A 15,638-nucleotide genomic window follows, 5' to 3' on the forward strand; every position below is an offset into this window, starting at 1 on the left:
TCACCCGCTTCAGGCTGCGGGCCAAACGGCTGATATCTTAGGCACCCTTTGCGACACCGACCTCGAAAACCCTCTTGCCTTCTATCCAGACGCCCTTGACGTCCAATTCGTCCGACAGCGCAACGATATCGGCGGCGGTGCCGTTGGCGAAGCGCCCGAGCCGGTGTGATTGGCCGACCGCCTGCGCCGGATAGAGCGAAGCCATGCGCAGCGCCTCCGACAGGTCCAGCCCGACGACGCGGTGGACGAAGCGGACGGCGGCGATCATGTCGAGATCGGCGCCGGCCAGCGTCCCGTCGGCAAGCCGCAGGCTGCCGTCCCTGCGGTAGACGGCGCGGCCGTTCAGCGTGAACGAGGTCATGTCGGTGCCGATCGTCGCCATGGCGTCGGTGACCAGGAAAATTTTTGCGGGGCCCTGCTTGGCGCGCAGCGCGATGGCTATGGTGGCGGGATCGACATGGATGCCGTCGGCGATGATGCCGGCAAACAATGTGCCGGTACCGATGGCGGCACCCACCAGACCCGGCTCGCGGTTGCCGATCTGGCTCATGGCGTTGAACAGATGGGTGACCATTGTTGCGCCGGCATCGGCGAAGCCGCGCGCCTTGGCATAGCCGGTGTCGGAATGGCCGAGGCTGACGCCGATGCCGGCCTCGACCAGCGCCGAAACCCTCGCCGGCTCCACCGATTCCGGCGCCACAGTCGTCAGCAGCACCGGCAGGGTTTTCCGCGCCGCAATCAGCATCGCCTGGTCGGCATCCAGCATCGGCCGGATCAGCGCCGGGTCATGCGCGCCCTTGCGGGCGATCGACAGATGCGGGCCTTCGAGATGCAGGCCCAAAAAGCCAGGCACCTTTTGCCGTGCGGCCTCGGCCCCGGCGGCAACCGCCGCTGCGGTGATGGCAGGCGTGTCGGTGATCAGCGTCGGCAGCAGCGCCGTCGTGCCGAAAGGCGCATGTGCCCGGCAGATGGTCTCGATCGAGGCGACATCGGGGTGGTCGTTGAGCATGACGCCGCCGCCGCCATTGACCTGCAGGTCGACAAAGCCCGGTGCAAGCATGCCGCCGCCGGTTTCGATACGCTCGACGCCGGACGGAACGGCTCCGGTGGCAACGATGGCCTCGACGAGGCCGTCTTGCACGACAAGGGCAGCGTTGTCGTGCCAGTCGTCGCCGTCAAAAATCCGGGCGCCAGTCAGGGCAAAACACTCGCTCATATGGTTTCCGTCACCTTGCGAAGATTGGGCGGCGTGTCCGGATCGAGACCGCGATGACGAGCAAAGGCCTCGACGAAGCCATAGAAGGACACGATCAGCGCCAGCGGGTCGGTCAGTGGATGGCCGGTGGCGACATGCGGCAGCTGCTGAGCGCTTGTCGCCTTGTCCGAAGTCACGAAGACCGCCGCGCCCTTGCCCGCCAGGCTGTCGGCGGCCGCTGCTACCGACGGCTCGGAAGCATCGCGGGCGGCGAGCGCCAGCACCGGAAATTCGGGCCCGACCAGTGCCAGCGGGCCATGCATCACCTCGGCAGCACTATAGGCCTCGGCATGCATGGCGCAGGTTTCCTTGAACTTCAGCGCCGCTTCATTGGCGATCGCCGCGGACGGACCACGACCGAGGATGAACAGAGACTTCTGCGTCTCAAGGGCGCTGGCCAGCGCCATCCAGTCGCAGGCGATCGCCTTGCGGAAATGTTCCGGCAAACGGGCGAGCGCCGCCAGCAACTTGTCGTCACCGGTGCTATGCGCCATCAAGGCGAGGCCGGCGACGGCTGAATTGACGAAGGTCTTCGTCGCCGCGACGCTGCGCTCCGGGCCGGCCAGGATGTCGATCGCATAATCGCAGGCCCGCGCCAGCGGCGAATCGGCGGTGTTGGTGATGGCGACGGTCAGCGAACCGCCGGCTCTTGCGGCTTGCGCCATGGCGACGATGTCCGGGCTCTTGCCCGACTGCGAGATCGCCAGGCAGGCCGAGCCGGCCAGCCTGAGCCTGGCGCCGTAGATCGAAGCGATCGACGGGCCGACCGATGCGACGGCGAGGCCGGCGGTCAGTTCCACCGCATACTTCATGAAGGTGGCGGCATGGTCGGAGGAGCCGCGCGCCACGGTGACGACGAAGTTTGGGTCGCGCTCGCGAATGCCGCGCCCGGCCTCGGTCAGCACCGCCGCCGAGCCGTCGAGCAGGCGGGCGGTGGCCTCCGGGATCTCCTCGATCTCGCGCCGCATATGGGTAATTGTCGCGCTCATGGCCGGCCCTCTTCGCCCGGCCCGCTGAGCCGGAGTTCGGCGACGAAATCATAGGCGTCGCCCCTGTAGATCGAGCGGGTGAATTCGATCACCTTGCCGCTCGCCAGATAGGAAATACGCTCGATGTGCAGGGCGGCAATGCCAGGCGGCACTTCGAGCAGGCGCGCGTCGTCGTCGCCGAGATTGGCGGCGGAAATGCGCTGCACCGCCCGCACCGGCCGATGGCCGGTCGTTTCAAGCGCCGCGTAGAGCGACGAACCGATCGCCGCCGGGTCGGGCAGCACGCTGGCAGACAGTGCCGCGCGCTCGATCGCCAGCGGCGTGTCGTTGGCAATGCGCAGGCGCGCCACCCGCGCCACCAGTTCGTTCGATGACAGGCCGAGCACCATCATCTCGTCCGGCGAGGGCGCATAGAGGCCGCGGTCGAGCCAGGCCGAACGCACCGCCATGCCGCGCCGCGCCATATCCTCAGTGAAGGACGTCAGCCGCGACAGCGACTGCTCAACGCGTTCCATCCGCGGCGCGACGAAGGTGCCGGAGCCGTGGCGCTGGACGAGGATGCCGCCCTTGACCAGATCCTGCACCGCCTTGCGTACGGTGACGCGCGAAATGTCGGCCTTGCTGGCGATGTCGCGCTCGGACGGCAGCGCGTCGCCCGGCCCGATCAGGCCGCGATTGACCGCGTCCTCGATGCTCTTCCTGAGCTGCAGATAGAGCGGCGCGCCGCTTTGCGCCGACTGTTTCAGCGTGGCGAAGATCTGCTCGGCGGCCTCGCTCATCGCGCCGCCTCCGTCGCACTCGAGAAAACACGCACCGCCATCTGCACGGCGCCACCCAGCGCATCGTCGAGCGGCGGCTTCAGCAGCGCCCGGTAGCGCGCCGACAGGCGTGGTGCATAGAGCGGCGCCAGCCCGCCAAGCAGGCAGAGCGGATCGTCGTCGCCGAGATCAAGCACGCCAAGTGCTGCCTCGACGTCGGCGATTGCCTTGTCGAGGATCCAGTTGGCGACGATGTCGCCCTTTTCGGCATGCTCGAAGACCTTTGGCGCGAAGCCGCCGAAATCGCCGGGTTTTGCGTTGGTGGTGAACTCGACCAAATCCTCGGGATTGTCGCGGAAGATGGCGAGCATGGCCTGCGCCAGCGGCGATCCCTGGCGGATGCCGTCATAGGCGAGCAGCGTCTGCTCGAGCAGGTCGCGGCCGATGCGGGCGCCGCTGCCCTGGTCGCCGACCTGGAAACCCCAGCCGCCGATGGCGCGCGACTTGCCGTTTCTGCGCGCCATGTAGGCGGTGCCGGTGCCGAGGATGGCCATGGCGCCGTCACCGGAGCCGACCGCGCCTTCCAGCGCGATCTCGGCGTCGGTCTCGACACGGTTTTGGCTGAACGGCAGGATCGCTTCGAGCTGCTGCCTGTAGGTGCCGACATTGGCGCCGGCGAGCCCGAGGACGGCCGGGGTCTGCGGGATCAGTTCGGGGTTTTGTCCGGCGGCGACAAAGGCCTGCCTTGCCGCCTCGACGATGTTGGCCCTGGCGCCGGTGAGATCGGTGCGGATGTTGGCCGCACCGCTCTTGGCGCGGCCGACGACGGTGCCGTCCACTGTTGCAAGGGCCGCCCTGCAGCTGGTGCCGCCGCCATCGATGCCGAGCACGAATTTCACACGATTTCTCCTCCGGGCTGATAATACCAATAAAATACCAATAGCCAAGGATTAATTTCTGTTTCAAAAAGATTAAGGCGCATTTGATTGAAAAACCTACGTATTTTGTCTGAACGGCGATTTCAGGGCAGGGAAGCCGCTAATGGTTGTGGACAAGTGGTACTTTTTTGGTATTGTTTTGCGGATTGGAGGGAAAGCGATGGCCGAAACGCGCACCGAAGCGCTTCACCAGAATGCCGAGGGGCTGGATATCCAGGCTCCGGACGCCATCCTTTCCTCGTTGGCCAACGCGCAGATCGAGGCCGCCAAGGCGGTGCGCGGCGCCGTTCCCGCTATCGCCAAAGCCGCCGAGATCATCGCCAGCCGGCTGAACAGCGGCGGCAAGCTCGCTTACGCAGCGGCCGGCAGCTCGGGTCTGATGGCGCTGGCCGATGCGCTGGAACTGCCCGGCACCTTCGGCATTCAGCGCGACCGTATCGCCATCCTGATCGCCGGTGGCGACGATGCCTTCAAGGCACTGGCCGGCGGGCCGGAGGACGACACCGAAGAAGCCTCGGCAGCGGTTGTCGCTGCCGGCATCGGCGAGGGCGACTGCCTGATCGCGGTCTCGGCCAGCGGCTCGACGCCCTATGCGGTCAGGGCGATCGAGGACGCCCGGCGCCGGGGTGCGGCAACCATCGCCATCGCCAACAACAAGGATGCGCCGCTGCTTCGGCTGGCCGACATCGCCATATTGCTCGAAACACCGCCGGAGCTGATCGCCGGCTCGACGCGCATGGGCGCCGGCACCGCCCAGAAGATCGCGCTCAACATGCTGTCGACGCTGGCCGCCATCCATCTTGGCCATGTCCATGACGGCTACATGGTCAATCTCACGGCCGACAACATCAAGCTGCGCGACCGCGCCGCCCGCATCGTTGCCGCCATCAGCGGACGCGACAGGGACGATGCGGCGCGCCTGCTCGAGAACAGCGGCGGCGTCGTCAAGACCGCCATTCTGCTCGCCGCCGGCGCCGCCAGCGCCGATGCGGCGCGGAAGATACTGGAAGGCACCGGCCAGAAGCTGCGTCCGGCGCTTTCCGCGATCGAGGGGAGCATGGGGCGGAAAGCCTCTGTTCTCAAAACCGAACCTGAAAAAGGTCAACAGGGAGACTGAGCATGACAACCAAACTACTGACGGCACTGCTTCTCGGCACCAGCATTCTCGGCTCCGCCGGAATGGCCTATGCCCAGGACGTAACGCTCAACATCGAAAGCTGGCGCGGCGACGACCTTGCCATCTGGAAGGACAAGCTGATCCCGGCTTTTGAGGCCAAGAACCCGGGCATCAAGGTGGTGTTCGCGCCGTCGGCGCCGACCGAATATGACGCCGCGATGGGCGCCAAGCTCGCGGCCGGCTCGGCGGGCGACCTGATCACCTGCCGCCCGTTCGACAAGTCGCTTGAACTGTTCAAGAAGGGCAACCTCGCCGATATCTCGACGCTGCCCGGCATGGAGAATTTTTCCGACGTCGCCAAGGCCGCCTGGCAGACCGACGACGGCAAGGCGAGCTTCTGCGTGCCGATGGCTTCCGTCATCCACGGCTTCATCTACAACAAGGACGCCTTCGACCAGCTCGGCATCAAGGTGCCGACGACGAATGAGGAGTTCTACGCCGCGCTCGACAAGATCAAGGCCGACGGCACCTACATCCCGATGGCGATGGGCACCAAGGATCTCTGGGAAGCCGCGACCATGGGCTACCAGAACATCGGCCCGAACTACTGGAAGGGCGAGGAAGGCCGCACCGCGCTGATCAAGGGCGAGCAAAAACTGACCGACCCGCAGTGGGTCGCGCCCTTTGCCGAACTCGCCAAATGGAAGCCGTATCTCGGCGACGGTTTTGAGGCACAGACCTATCCGGACAGCCAGAACCTGTTCACGCTTGGCCGCGCCGCCATCTACCCGGCCGGCTCGTGGGAAATCGGCCTTTTCAACACCCAAGCCCAGTTCAAGATGGGCGCCTTCCCGCCGCCGGTGCAGAAGGCCGGCGACACTTGCTACATCTCCGACCACACCGATATCGGCATGGGTCTGAATGCGGCGTCGAAGAATGCCGATGCGGCCAAGACCTTCCTGTCCTGGGTCGCCTCGCCGGATTTTGCCACTATCTACGCCAACGCGCTGCCGGGCTTCTTCAGCCTGAACAACACGCCGGTGAAGATGGAAGACCCGCTGGCGCAGGAATTCGTCTCCTGGCGCGACAAGTGCAAGTCGACGATCCGCTCGACTTACCAGATCCTGGGCCGCGGTACGCCGAACCTCGAAAACGAGACATGGGTTGAGTCGGCTAACGTCATCAACGGCACCGATACGCCGGAAGCTGCCGCCAAGAAACTGCAGGACGGTCTCGACAGCTGGTACAAGCCGGCGAAGTAAGAGCGAGCGCTATCTCCCCCCTCGAGGGGGGAGATGTCGCCGAAGGCGACAGAGGGGGTCGGTAAAGGCAGGCTGCGACCTGATCGTTGCCGGAAGGCGCGGTCGAAGTCACGATGGCGCACTGCTCGGCCGACCCCACCCGCCTTGCTTCGCGAGGCACCCTCCCCTCGAGGGGTAGGGAGGCGCCGCACCCTTTGGCGGCAACTGCAAGAACCTGATCGGCAGGGACCGAACGCATGGCCGCAGCACCGAAACGACCATTCCGCTGGCACATCGGCGTCTTTCTGGCGCCGGCGGTGCTGGTCTATACGGCGATCATGATCCTGCCGCTGGCCGGCACGCTGCAGCTCTCGCTGTTTCGCAACATCGACCAGGTTCAGGTCTTCGTCGGGTTGGAAAACTTCCGCAGGCTGTTCGGCGATCCCAACTGGTCGGTCAGTTTCTGGAACGCACTGCGCAACAACGTCTGGTTCTTCATCATCCACATGATCGTGCAGAATCCGATCGGGGTGCTTTTGGCCGCTCTGCTGTCCAGCCCGCGGCTGAGATTCTCCGCCTTCTACCGTACGGCGATCTTCGTGCCGACGATCCTGTCCTTCGTCATCGTCGGCTTCGCCTGGAAGCTGATCCTGTCGCCGCTGTGGGGCGTGGCGCCGAACCTGATGGATCTTGTCGGCCTCAAAAGCCTGTTCACGCCGTGGCTCGGCAAAGAACAATATGCGCTCACCACGCTCAGCCTGATCTCGGTGTGGCAGTTCGTCGGCATCCCGATGATGCTGATCTATGCCGCGCTGCTGTCGATCCCAGAGGAGGTGATCGAAGCCGCCGAATGCGACGGCATCACCGGCATGGCGCAGTTCTGGAAGATCAAGCTGCCGCTGATCCTGCCGTCGATCGGCATCATCTCGATCCTCACCTTCGTCGGCAATTTCAACGCCTTCGACCTGATCTACACCGCGCAAGGCGCGCTGGCCGGGCCGAATTATTCGACCGATATCCTCGGCACCTTCCTCTACCGGGCCTTCTTCGGTTTCCAGCTGCAAATCGGCGATCCCAATATGGGCGCGGCGATCGCCACGATGATGTTCCTGATCATCCTTGGCGGCGTCTGCGTCTACCTGTTCCTCGTCCAGACGCGCCTGCGTCGCTATCAGTTCTGAGGCGTAAGATGAGCACGGCAACCCACTCCCTGCCCCGCACCATCGGTGCCCATGCGGTGCTGTTGACCTACACGGTGATCGCGCTGTTTCCGGTGATCATCGTCATCATGAATTCGTTTAAATCCCGCGCGGGCATCTTCGGCGCGCCGCTGACGCCGCCAACCCCGAAAACCTTCGACCTGATCGGCTACACCACCGTCATCGGCCAAGGCGATTTCATCCATTATTTCCAGAACAGCCTTGTCGTCACCGTCGCCTCGCTGTTCTTCGTGCTGCTGTTCGGCGCGATGGCCGCCTTTGCGCTGTCGGAATACCGCTTCCGCGGCAATTCGCTGATGGGGCTTTATCTCGCGCTCGGCATCATGATCCCGATCCGCCTCGGCACCGTCGCCATCCTGCAATTGATGGTGGCGAGCGGGCTGGTCAACACGCTGACGGCGCTGATCCTGGTCTATACGGCGCAAGGCCTGCCGCTCGCCGTCTTCATCCTGTCGGAGTTCATGAAGCAGGTGTCCGACGATCTGAAGAATGCCGGACGCATCGACGGCCTGTCCGAATACACCATCTTCTTCCGGCTGGTGCTGCCGCTGGTCAGGCCATCGATGGCGACGGTCGCCGTCTTCACCATGATCCCGATCTGGAACGATCTGTGGTTTCCGCTGATCCTGGCGCCGTCGGAGGAAACCAAGACGGTGACGCTCGGCGCCCAGCTGTTCCTCGGCCAGTTCGTCACCAACTGGAACGCGATCCTGGCCGCGCTGTCGCTGGCGATCATGCCGGTGCTGATCCTCTACGTCATCTTCTCGCGGCAACTGATCCGCGGCATAACTTCCGGAGCGGTCAAGTGAGTGATGGTCGAGAGATTGTCGTACAGGCCCTTGTCGAGACAGCGAGCCGCTATGGATTTCGAGGCGTTCGCGCCACGAATTTTTACCGGGAGTGGCCGGAGACCATCTGCTTGCTAAACCTTCAGAAGTCTTCCTGGGGGCCGCAGTTCTATATGAACGCCGCTGTCTGGTTTACGCGGCTTGGGAAGGAACGCCGGCCGAAAGAATACAACTGTCACATTCGTTGGCGCGTCAATTCCCAGATGGAAGACGAGCAGTCGGAGGCGTTCACGGGTGCACTCGATCTGGACCACCCGATGCCGGACGATCACAGATATTCACTGATCAAGGACGGTGTCGATGAATATGGCTTCGGACTTCTGGCGCGTTGCGAAACAGAACAGGCGGCTTTGCGGGTCGCAGATGAATGCGAGCCACAAGTGATGGTGGCACTTGTGGCCCGCAAGCAAGAAAAGGCAGGTTGAAATGACTGCACCTCTTCGCGTCGTCGTCGCGGGGCTCGGCAATATGGGCCGCAGCCATGCGCTGGCCTATCACACCAATCCGGGTTTTGAGATCGCGGCGCTGATCAATCGTTCCGACGTGCCGCTGCCGGCCGGGCTTTCAGGCTATGGCATCAGGCGCTCCTTCGACGAGGCGCTGCGCGACGAAAAACCTGATGTCGTCTGCATCGCCACCTATTCCGACAGCCATGCCGACTATGCGGTCAAGGCGTTCGAGGCCGGCTGCCATGTCTTCGTCGAAAAGCCGCTGGCGACGACGGTGGCGGATGGCAAACGCGTCGTCGCGGCAGCCAAGGCCAACGGCAAAAAACTGGTGATCGGCTACATCCTGCGCCATCACCCGTCCTGGATCAGGCTGATCGCCGAGGCGCGAAAACTGGGCGGTCCCTACGTGTTCCGCATGAACCTCAACCAGCAATCCTCCGGCCACAGCTGGGAGACGCACAAGCAATTGATGCAGACGACGTCGCCGATCGTCGATTGCGGCGTGCATTATCTCGACGTGATGCTGCAGATCACCGACGCCAGGCCGGTCGAGGTGCGCGGCATGGGGTTGAGGCTGAGCGACGAGATTGCGCCGACGATGTACAATTACGGGCACCTGCAGGTGCTGTTCGACGACGGCTCGGTCGGCTGGTACGAGGCCGGCTGGGGGCCGATGATCTCGGAAACCGCCTTCTTCGTGAAGGACGTGATCTCGCCCAATGGCTGCGTGTCGATCGTCATGAAGGAGGGCGTCAGATCCGACGACATCGACACCCACACCAAGACCTCGACCATCCGCCTGCACAGCGCGGCGACCGGCGCTGACGGCAGGTTTGCCAAAGCGGACGAGATGCTGTCGATGGAAGGCGAACCCGGCCATCAGGATCTCTGCGACCGCGAACAGGCTTTTCTGCTCAAGGCGATCCGCGAGGATATTGATCTCTCCCGCCACATGGACGACGCGGTGAAGTCGCTCGCCGTCTGCCTTGCCGCCGACGAGAGCGTGCGCAGCGGCAAGGCGGTGCGATTGTGACAGGGGAATTTTCGTCGGGGTTTGCGCTCTACGGCGCCCCCCTCTGGGGTGCCTTGGCGCCCACATCCCAATCCGGAGGAACAAAGTGGGCGCACTGAACATCGAGAACGTGAAAAAAGCCTTTGGGCCGGTCGAGGTGCTGAAGGGCATCAACCTCGAAGTGACCGATGGCGAATTCGTCGTCTTCGTCGGCCCCTCCGGCTGTGGCAAGTCGACCTTGCTCAGGGTCATCGCCGGGCTGGAGGATTCGACCTCGGGCCGGGTGGTGATCGACGGCGCGGACGTCTCCGCGACCCCGCCGGCCAAACGCGGCATCGCCATGGTGTTCCAGACCTATGCGCTCTACCCGCATCTGACGGTGAAGAACAATATGGGCCTCGGCCTCAAGCAGGCAGGCACGCCGGCGGCCGAGATCGACCGCCGCATCGGCATCGCCTCCTCGATGCTGTCGCTGGAACCCTATCTCGCCAGGCGCCCGGCCGAGCTGTCCGGCGGCCAGCGCCAGCGCGTCGCCATTGGCCGCGCCGTGGTGCGCGAGCCCAAGCTTTTCCTGTTCGACGAGCCTTTGTCCAACCTCGATGCCGCGCTGCGCGTCAACACCAGGCTGGAGATCGCGCAACTGCATCGCCGGCTGAAGGCGACGATGATCTATGTCACCCACGACCAGGTCGAGGCGATGACGCTGGCCGACAAGATCGTCGTGCTCAATGCCGGCAGGATCGAGCAGATCGGCGGACCGATGGAGCTCTACAATGCGCCGGCGAATGAGTTTGTCGCCGGCTTCATCGGCTCGCCGAAGATGAATTTCGTCGATGGCGCCAGGCTTGGCGAGACGGCCAAGACCATCGGCGTCCGGCCAGAGCACCTGACCGTCGATGCGAAATCCGGTGCCTGGAAAGGCACGGTCGTCCATGCCGAGCACCTCGGCGCCGACACCAACCTCTATCTCGACTGCGAAAAGGCCGGGCTGATCACCGTGCGCATTTTTGGCGTCTACAACGCCGAACCGGGCGCCACGCTCTACGCGACGCCGGATCCGGCCAAGACCTATCGGTTCGGGACTGATGGCAAGGTGCTGAAGTAGGGTTGCGGCAAAGGTTGGCGCTGCCCCTCACCCTTACCCTCTCCCCGTACAGAGAGGGGGAGAGGGGGCGTCAGCGCTGCAGCTTCGTCTTTCTCCCCGTCACTATACGGGGAGAAGATGCCGGCAGGCAGATGAGGCGCGGCGCAAACTTGCCAAAGTGAAGCGCCTACTCGTCCGCCTTGAACGTCTGCTTCTGCATGCCCAGCCCTTCGATGCCGAGCTCGACGACGTCGCCGGGCTTCAGGAACACCGGCGGCTTCATGCCCAGCCCAACGCCGGGCGGCGTGCCGGTCGAGATGATGTCGCCCGGATGCAGCGACATGAACTGGCTGAGATAGGAAACGAGGTAGGCGACGCCATAGACCATGGTCCTGGTCGAGCCGTTCTGCATCGTCTTGCCGTTGACCTTCAGCCACATCGGGATGTTCTGCGGGTCCTGGACCTCGTCCTTGGTCACCAGCCACGGGCCGATCGGCCCGAACGTGTCGCAGGACTTGCCCTTGGTCCACTGGCCCTGGCGCTCGGCCTGGAAGGCGCGCTCGGACACGTCATGCGCGACGCAGTAGCCGGCGACATAATTTAGCGCCTCGGCCTCGGTGACATATTTGGCTTTTCTGCCGATGACCACGCCAAGCTCGACTTCCCAGTCGGTCTTGACCGAGCCGCGCGGGATCAGCACGTCGTCGTTTGGCCCGACGATGGCCGAGCTTGCCTTCATGAAGATGATCGGCTCCGGCGGCACGGTGGCGCCGGTCTCGGCGGCGTGGTCGGAATAGTTGAGGCCGATGCAGATGAATTTGCCGGTGCCGGCGACGCAGGCGCCGATGCGGGGATTGCCGGAAACCGCCGGCAGCGATTTCGGATCGAGCTTCGACAGTTTTTCGAGCGATGCCGGGCCGAGCGCCTCGCCGGCAATGTCGGTGACATGGGCGGAGAGGTCGCGGATCGTCCCATCCGCATCGAGCAGGCCGGGGCGTTCGCTCCCCGCCTCGCCATAGCGCAGCAGTTTCATTCTTTTTTCTCCCAGTTGCGACCAGAGGCCGTTTGCAAACTCGCTCCGCTGCGGCGAATGGCGTGGTTTTCGAGAACCGGCCTACGCCGGCCGTAGCCCTCATAGGGCGGAGGTGCTTATGAGGGCTACGGCCGGCGAAGGCCGGAGCGGAGCGTACTTAAAGTGCCTAGGCAAGCGCAGACGCCACGTCAGGCGCCCGGCAGGATAGGATCGTTAGACCCCTAGATCGACCAGCCACCGTCGATATTATAAGCCTGTCCCGACGTATAGCTGGCGCCGGCCAGATAGACGGCGAGATCGGCGATTTCCTCTGCTGTGCCGAGGCGGCCCATCGGCTGGCGGGCGATGAAGGCGGCGCGGGCCGCCTCGTAGTCGCCCTGCGCATGCATGCGGTCCTCCAGCGACGGGCTTTCGACCGTGCCCGGGCAAATGGCGTTGCAGCGTATGCCCTTGCCGACATAGTCGGCGGCGACCGATTTGGTCAGGCCGATGACCGCAGCCTTGGTCAGCCCATAGACGAAGCGGTTGGGCACGCCCTTGGTCGAGCCGGCCAGCGACGCCATGTTGATGATCGAGCCGTCGCCGCGCTCCAGCATGCCGGGCAGCACGGCGCGGATGGTGCGGATCATCGAGCGAACGTTGAGATCCAAAGCAAAATCGAGATCGACGTCCTTCATCTCGAGGATCGAGCCGGAGTGGACGAAGCCGGCGCAGTTGAACAGCACGTCGACGGCGCCGATCTCGGCGAAGGCCGACGTCACGGCCTCGTCGTTCAGCACGTCAAGCTTGCGGGTCTTGATGCCAGCCGTCTTGCCGAGTTCGGCGAGCAGCACCTCGTTGATGTCGGTGGCGTGGACGACAGCGCCCGCCTTGGCGAAAGCCAGCGCGCTCGCCCGGCCGATGCCTTGCGCTGCCGCCGTGACGACAACGATCTTGCCTGCCAGATCCGCCATGCTTTTTTTCTCCTGGCCTGTCTGCGATCGCAAGGTTTTACCGGCTCAAGGCCAAGGCGCAGTGTGCCAGCCGGACGCTACCATGCCGCCTATTCCGATGTTCGCCTGCGAGCCAAATGTTTTTTCTCGGTAAAGAACATCTTTTGGCCCGTCAAGCCCGGAGATTCCCTTCCGGGCATTGGCGCTGCCCCTCACCTGCCTGCCGGCATCCTCTCCCGTCACTATACGGGGAGAAATGCCCGGCAGGGCAATGAGGGGCGGCGCCGACGTCGACAATTGCAATCTACACACGCTCAGTCGCCGTAGGGCACCCAGACGTTCTTGACCTCGACGGCACGGCGCAGCAACGCATCGCCGGCGGCCTCGGCCGACGCCCAGTCGAGGCTGCGGCCGTTGCCGGTCCAGACGCGCTTGAGATTGCCGACAGAGTCGGCCTCGGCCCTGGCGCAGGTCTCGGCATCGGCGAACAGCCAAAGCCCGTCGACATCGTCATGCTTGGCCAGCACGCCGGCGAGCTCGGCGCTGCGCCCGGTGACGATGTTGATGGCGCCGGCCGGAACGTCGGAATACTCGATGACCTGGTAGAGATCGGTGGCGAGCAGCGGATATTTTTCCGAAGGCACCGCGACCACTGTGTTGCCCATGGCCAGCGCCGGCGCCACCAGCGAGATCAGGCCGAGCAAAGGCGCATTGTCGGACGCCACGATGCCGACGACGCCGACCGGCTCGTGCAGTGCCAAAGTGACGGCGCGGGCCGGCGGCTGATGGACGCGGCCCTCGAACTTGTCGGCCAGGCCGGCATAGAGGAACAGCCGCTCGATCGACAGCTCGACCTCGTCGCGCGCGGCCTTGGCGGTGGCGCCGGTAAGCTCCGTGAGGCGGGCGGCAAATTCGCCCGCGCGGCCGGACAGGTTCTCGGCCAGATAATACAGCACCTGGCTGCGGTTATAGGCGGTCGCCTCCGGCCAGGCCTTGCAGGCACGTGCAGCCGCGACGGCATCGCGAACATCCTTGCGGCTGCCGAGGCCGACCTCGCCGGCAAGCTTGCCCTTGGCAGTGGCTATCGTCAGCGAATAATTGCCGTCCGGCCTGACCTGCTTGCCGCCGATGAACAGCTTTGCCGTGCGATCGATGGCGTCGCCTTCCGCCCGCTCGATTGGCTGGGCCGGTGCCGGTGCCGGCTTGATGGCGGGGCCGAGCGGCAGTTTTGCCGAAAAATATTCGAGCATGCCCTCGCGCCCGCCTTCGCGGCCAAAACCGCTCTCGCGGTAGCCGCCAAAGCCGCAGGCGGCGTCGAACATGTTGGTGCCGTTGACCCAGACGACGCCGGCCTTCAATTGCGGCGCGACGTGCAGCGCAAGGTTGACGTTCTCGCTCCACACCGAGGCGGCCAGGCCGTAGCGCGTGTTGTTGGCGAGTTCGACCGCTTCCTCGGTGTTGCGGAAGGTCATGGTCGCCAGCACCGGCCCGAATACTTCTTCTTGGGCCAGGATATTGGCCGGAGAAACACCGGTGGCGAGTGTCGGCAGATGGTAATAGCCGGAAGCCGGCAGCGCCACGTCGGGCTGCCAGCAGACGGCGCCCTGTTTGGCGCCTTCGGCGACCAGACCCTTGACGCGGTCGAGCTGGCTCAAATCGACCAGCGGGCCGATATCGGTGTTCTTGTCGAGCGGGCTGCCGACGCGCAGCCGGCTCATCCGTATCTTGACCTTGGCGATGAAGGCTTCAGCGACGCTCTCCTGCACCAAAAGCCGTGATCCGGCACAGCAGACCTGGCCCTGGTTGAGCCAGATGCCGTCGACCAGTCCCTCGACGGCGCTGTCGAGATCGGCGTCCTCGAAGACGACGAAGGCCGACTTGCCGCCAAGCTCCAGCGATATTTTTTTCCCTGACCCGGCAGTGGCCTTGCGGATGATTTTGCCGACCTCGGACGAGCCGGTGAAGGCGATTTTTTGGACGCCGGGATGGTTGACGATTGCCGCGCCCGCCTCCGGCCCGCCCTGGACGATGTTGACGACGCCCTTCGGCACGCCGGCGCGCTGACAAATCTCGGCAAACAGGATGGCGGTGAGCGGTGTGAACTCGGCCGGCTTGAGCACGATCGTGCAGCCGGCGGCCAGCGCCGGCGCGATCTTCCAGGCCAGCATCAGCAGCGGAAAGTTCCACGGGATGATCTGGCCGACGACGCCGACGCCCTTGTGATCCGGAAAATCCCTGTCCAACGCCTGCGCCCAGCCGGCATGGTGGATGAAATGGCGGATGGCCAGCGGCACGTCGATGTCGCGGCTTTCGCGGATCGGCTTGCCGTTGTCGATCGATTCCAGCACCGCAAACAGCCGCTGATGACGCTGCATGGCGCGGCCGATGGCGTAGAGCACCTTGGCTCGGCTGTAGCCGCTGCTGGCGCTCCATTTCGGCAGCGCCTTGGCGGCCGCCGAAACTGCCGCATCGATATCGGCAGCACCGGCATCCGAGACCTTGGCCAGCAATTTGCCGGAGGCGGGATCGCTGGTGTTGAAGGTCTTGCCGCCGCTGGCCGCTTTCCAGTCGCCGCCGATGAACAGGGCTTTGGAAAAATCACGCGCGGCAAGCCAGGCATCGGCCTCGTTGCGGGCCTCCGGCGCCGGACCGTAATCCATGGCGTGATAGCGTTCGAGAATGTTCATGGGGGCTCCCGATAATCATCTTGGTGGGGCGTTCCGTGGCGCCCCCCTCTGTCCTGCCGGACATCTCCCCCACGA

Annotated in this window: 14 protein-coding genes; 7 read left to right on the plus strand and 7 right to left on the minus strand. The window is 64.5% G+C overall.

All coding sequences use genetic code 11. The features are described from left to right. Window positions 1–37: 37 nt before the first annotated feature. From nagA to BQ8794_RS05760, 4 genes are read right to left on the minus strand one after another with little or no spacing between them, the layout of a single operon-like run. Entirely contained in the window at window positions 38–1,216 is a 1,179-nt protein-coding gene (nagA, locus tag BQ8794_RS05745; protein ID WP_077374364.1) for an N-acetylglucosamine-6-phosphate deacetylase, read from the minus strand. Next, window positions 1,213–2,244, minus strand: coding sequence for an SIS domain-containing protein (locus BQ8794_RS05750; protein WP_077374367.1), 1,032 nt, complete (start codon window positions 2,242–2,244; stop codon window positions 1,213–1,215). Before BQ8794_RS05750 ends, nagA begins: the two co-directional genes overlap by 4 nt. Beyond that, entirely contained in the window at window positions 2,241–3,023 is a 783-nt protein-coding gene (locus tag BQ8794_RS05755; RefSeq protein ID WP_077374370.1) for a GntR family transcriptional regulator, read from the minus strand. Before BQ8794_RS05755 ends, BQ8794_RS05750 begins: the two co-directional genes overlap by 4 nt. Next, entirely contained in the window at window positions 3,020–3,901 is an 882-nt protein-coding gene (locus BQ8794_RS05760) for a glucosamine kinase nucleotide-binding domain-containing protein (RefSeq protein WP_077374373.1), read from the minus strand. The genes BQ8794_RS05755 and BQ8794_RS05760 overlap by 4 nt, the downstream gene beginning before the upstream one ends. 199 nt (window positions 3,902–4,100) lie before the next feature. On the opposite strand from BQ8794_RS05760, the gene BQ8794_RS05765 reads away from it, so the two are divergent. From BQ8794_RS05765 to BQ8794_RS05795, 7 genes are all read left to right on the plus strand, one after another. After that, window positions 4,101–5,057 carry an N-acetylmuramic acid 6-phosphate etherase gene (locus BQ8794_RS05765; RefSeq protein ID WP_077374376.1) on the plus strand — a complete coding sequence of 319 codons (957 nt, stop codon included), beginning with the start codon at window positions 4,101–4,103 and terminating at the stop codon, window positions 5,055–5,057. Between the two features lie 2 nt (window positions 5,058–5,059). Further along, window positions 5,060–6,319: an ABC transporter substrate-binding protein gene (locus BQ8794_RS05770; RefSeq protein ID WP_077374379.1), complete on the plus strand. Its 1,260-nt coding sequence runs from the start codon at window positions 5,060–5,062 to the stop codon at window positions 6,317–6,319. 236 nt (window positions 6,320–6,555) lie between these two features. Beyond that, on the plus strand, window positions 6,556–7,479 hold the full coding sequence (locus BQ8794_RS05775) for a carbohydrate ABC transporter permease (RefSeq protein ID WP_077374382.1): 924 nt from the start codon (window positions 6,556–6,558) through the stop codon (window positions 7,477–7,479). Window positions 7,480–7,487: 8 nt separating this feature from the next. Then, a complete protein-coding gene (locus BQ8794_RS05780; RefSeq protein WP_023801468.1) occupies window positions 7,488–8,327 on the plus strand; it encodes a carbohydrate ABC transporter permease in 840 nt (279 codons plus the stop codon). Continuing rightward, on the plus strand, window positions 8,324–8,791 hold the full coding sequence (locus BQ8794_RS05785; protein WP_077374386.1) for a DUF4304 domain-containing protein: 468 nt from the start codon (window positions 8,324–8,326) through the stop codon (window positions 8,789–8,791). The genes BQ8794_RS05780 and BQ8794_RS05785 overlap by 4 nt, the downstream gene beginning before the upstream one ends. A 1-nt stretch (window position 8,792) precedes the next feature. Then, window positions 8,793–9,848: a Gfo/Idh/MocA family protein gene (locus tag BQ8794_RS05790; RefSeq protein ID WP_077374389.1), complete on the plus strand. Its 1,056-nt coding sequence runs from the start codon at window positions 8,793–8,795 to the stop codon at window positions 9,846–9,848. Between the two features lie 85 nt (window positions 9,849–9,933). Continuing rightward, window positions 9,934–10,932, plus strand: coding sequence for an ABC transporter ATP-binding protein (locus tag BQ8794_RS05795; protein WP_077374392.1), 999 nt, complete (start codon window positions 9,934–9,936; stop codon window positions 10,930–10,932). Window positions 10,933–11,098: 166 nt separating this feature from the next. Here BQ8794_RS05795 and BQ8794_RS05800 read toward each other — a convergent pair whose 3' ends face one another. The 3 genes from BQ8794_RS05800 to BQ8794_RS05810 all read right to left on the minus strand — a co-directional run bounded on the left by BQ8794_RS05800 (window position 11,099) and on the right by BQ8794_RS05810 (window position 15,563). After that, window positions 11,099–11,944: a fumarylacetoacetate hydrolase family protein gene (locus BQ8794_RS05800; protein ID WP_077374395.1), complete on the minus strand. Its 846-nt coding sequence runs from the start codon at window positions 11,942–11,944 to the stop codon at window positions 11,099–11,101. Between the two features lie 221 nt (window positions 11,945–12,165). Next, the gene (locus BQ8794_RS05805; RefSeq protein ID WP_077374398.1) at window positions 12,166–12,897 is read right to left on the minus strand and encodes an SDR family oxidoreductase; all 732 of its coding nucleotides are present in this window, start codon (window positions 12,895–12,897) and stop codon (window positions 12,166–12,168) included. Between the two features lie 293 nt (window positions 12,898–13,190). Further along, window positions 13,191–15,563: an aldehyde dehydrogenase family protein gene (locus BQ8794_RS05810; RefSeq protein ID WP_077374401.1), complete on the minus strand. Its 2,373-nt coding sequence runs from the start codon at window positions 15,561–15,563 to the stop codon at window positions 13,191–13,193. Between the last annotated feature and the right edge of the window lie 75 nt (window positions 15,564–15,638).

It is taken from the genome of Mesorhizobium prunaredense (genome assembly GCF_900156895.1).
GTDB classification, from domain to species: domain Bacteria; phylum Pseudomonadota; class Alphaproteobacteria; order Rhizobiales; family Rhizobiaceae; genus Mesorhizobium; species Mesorhizobium prunaredense.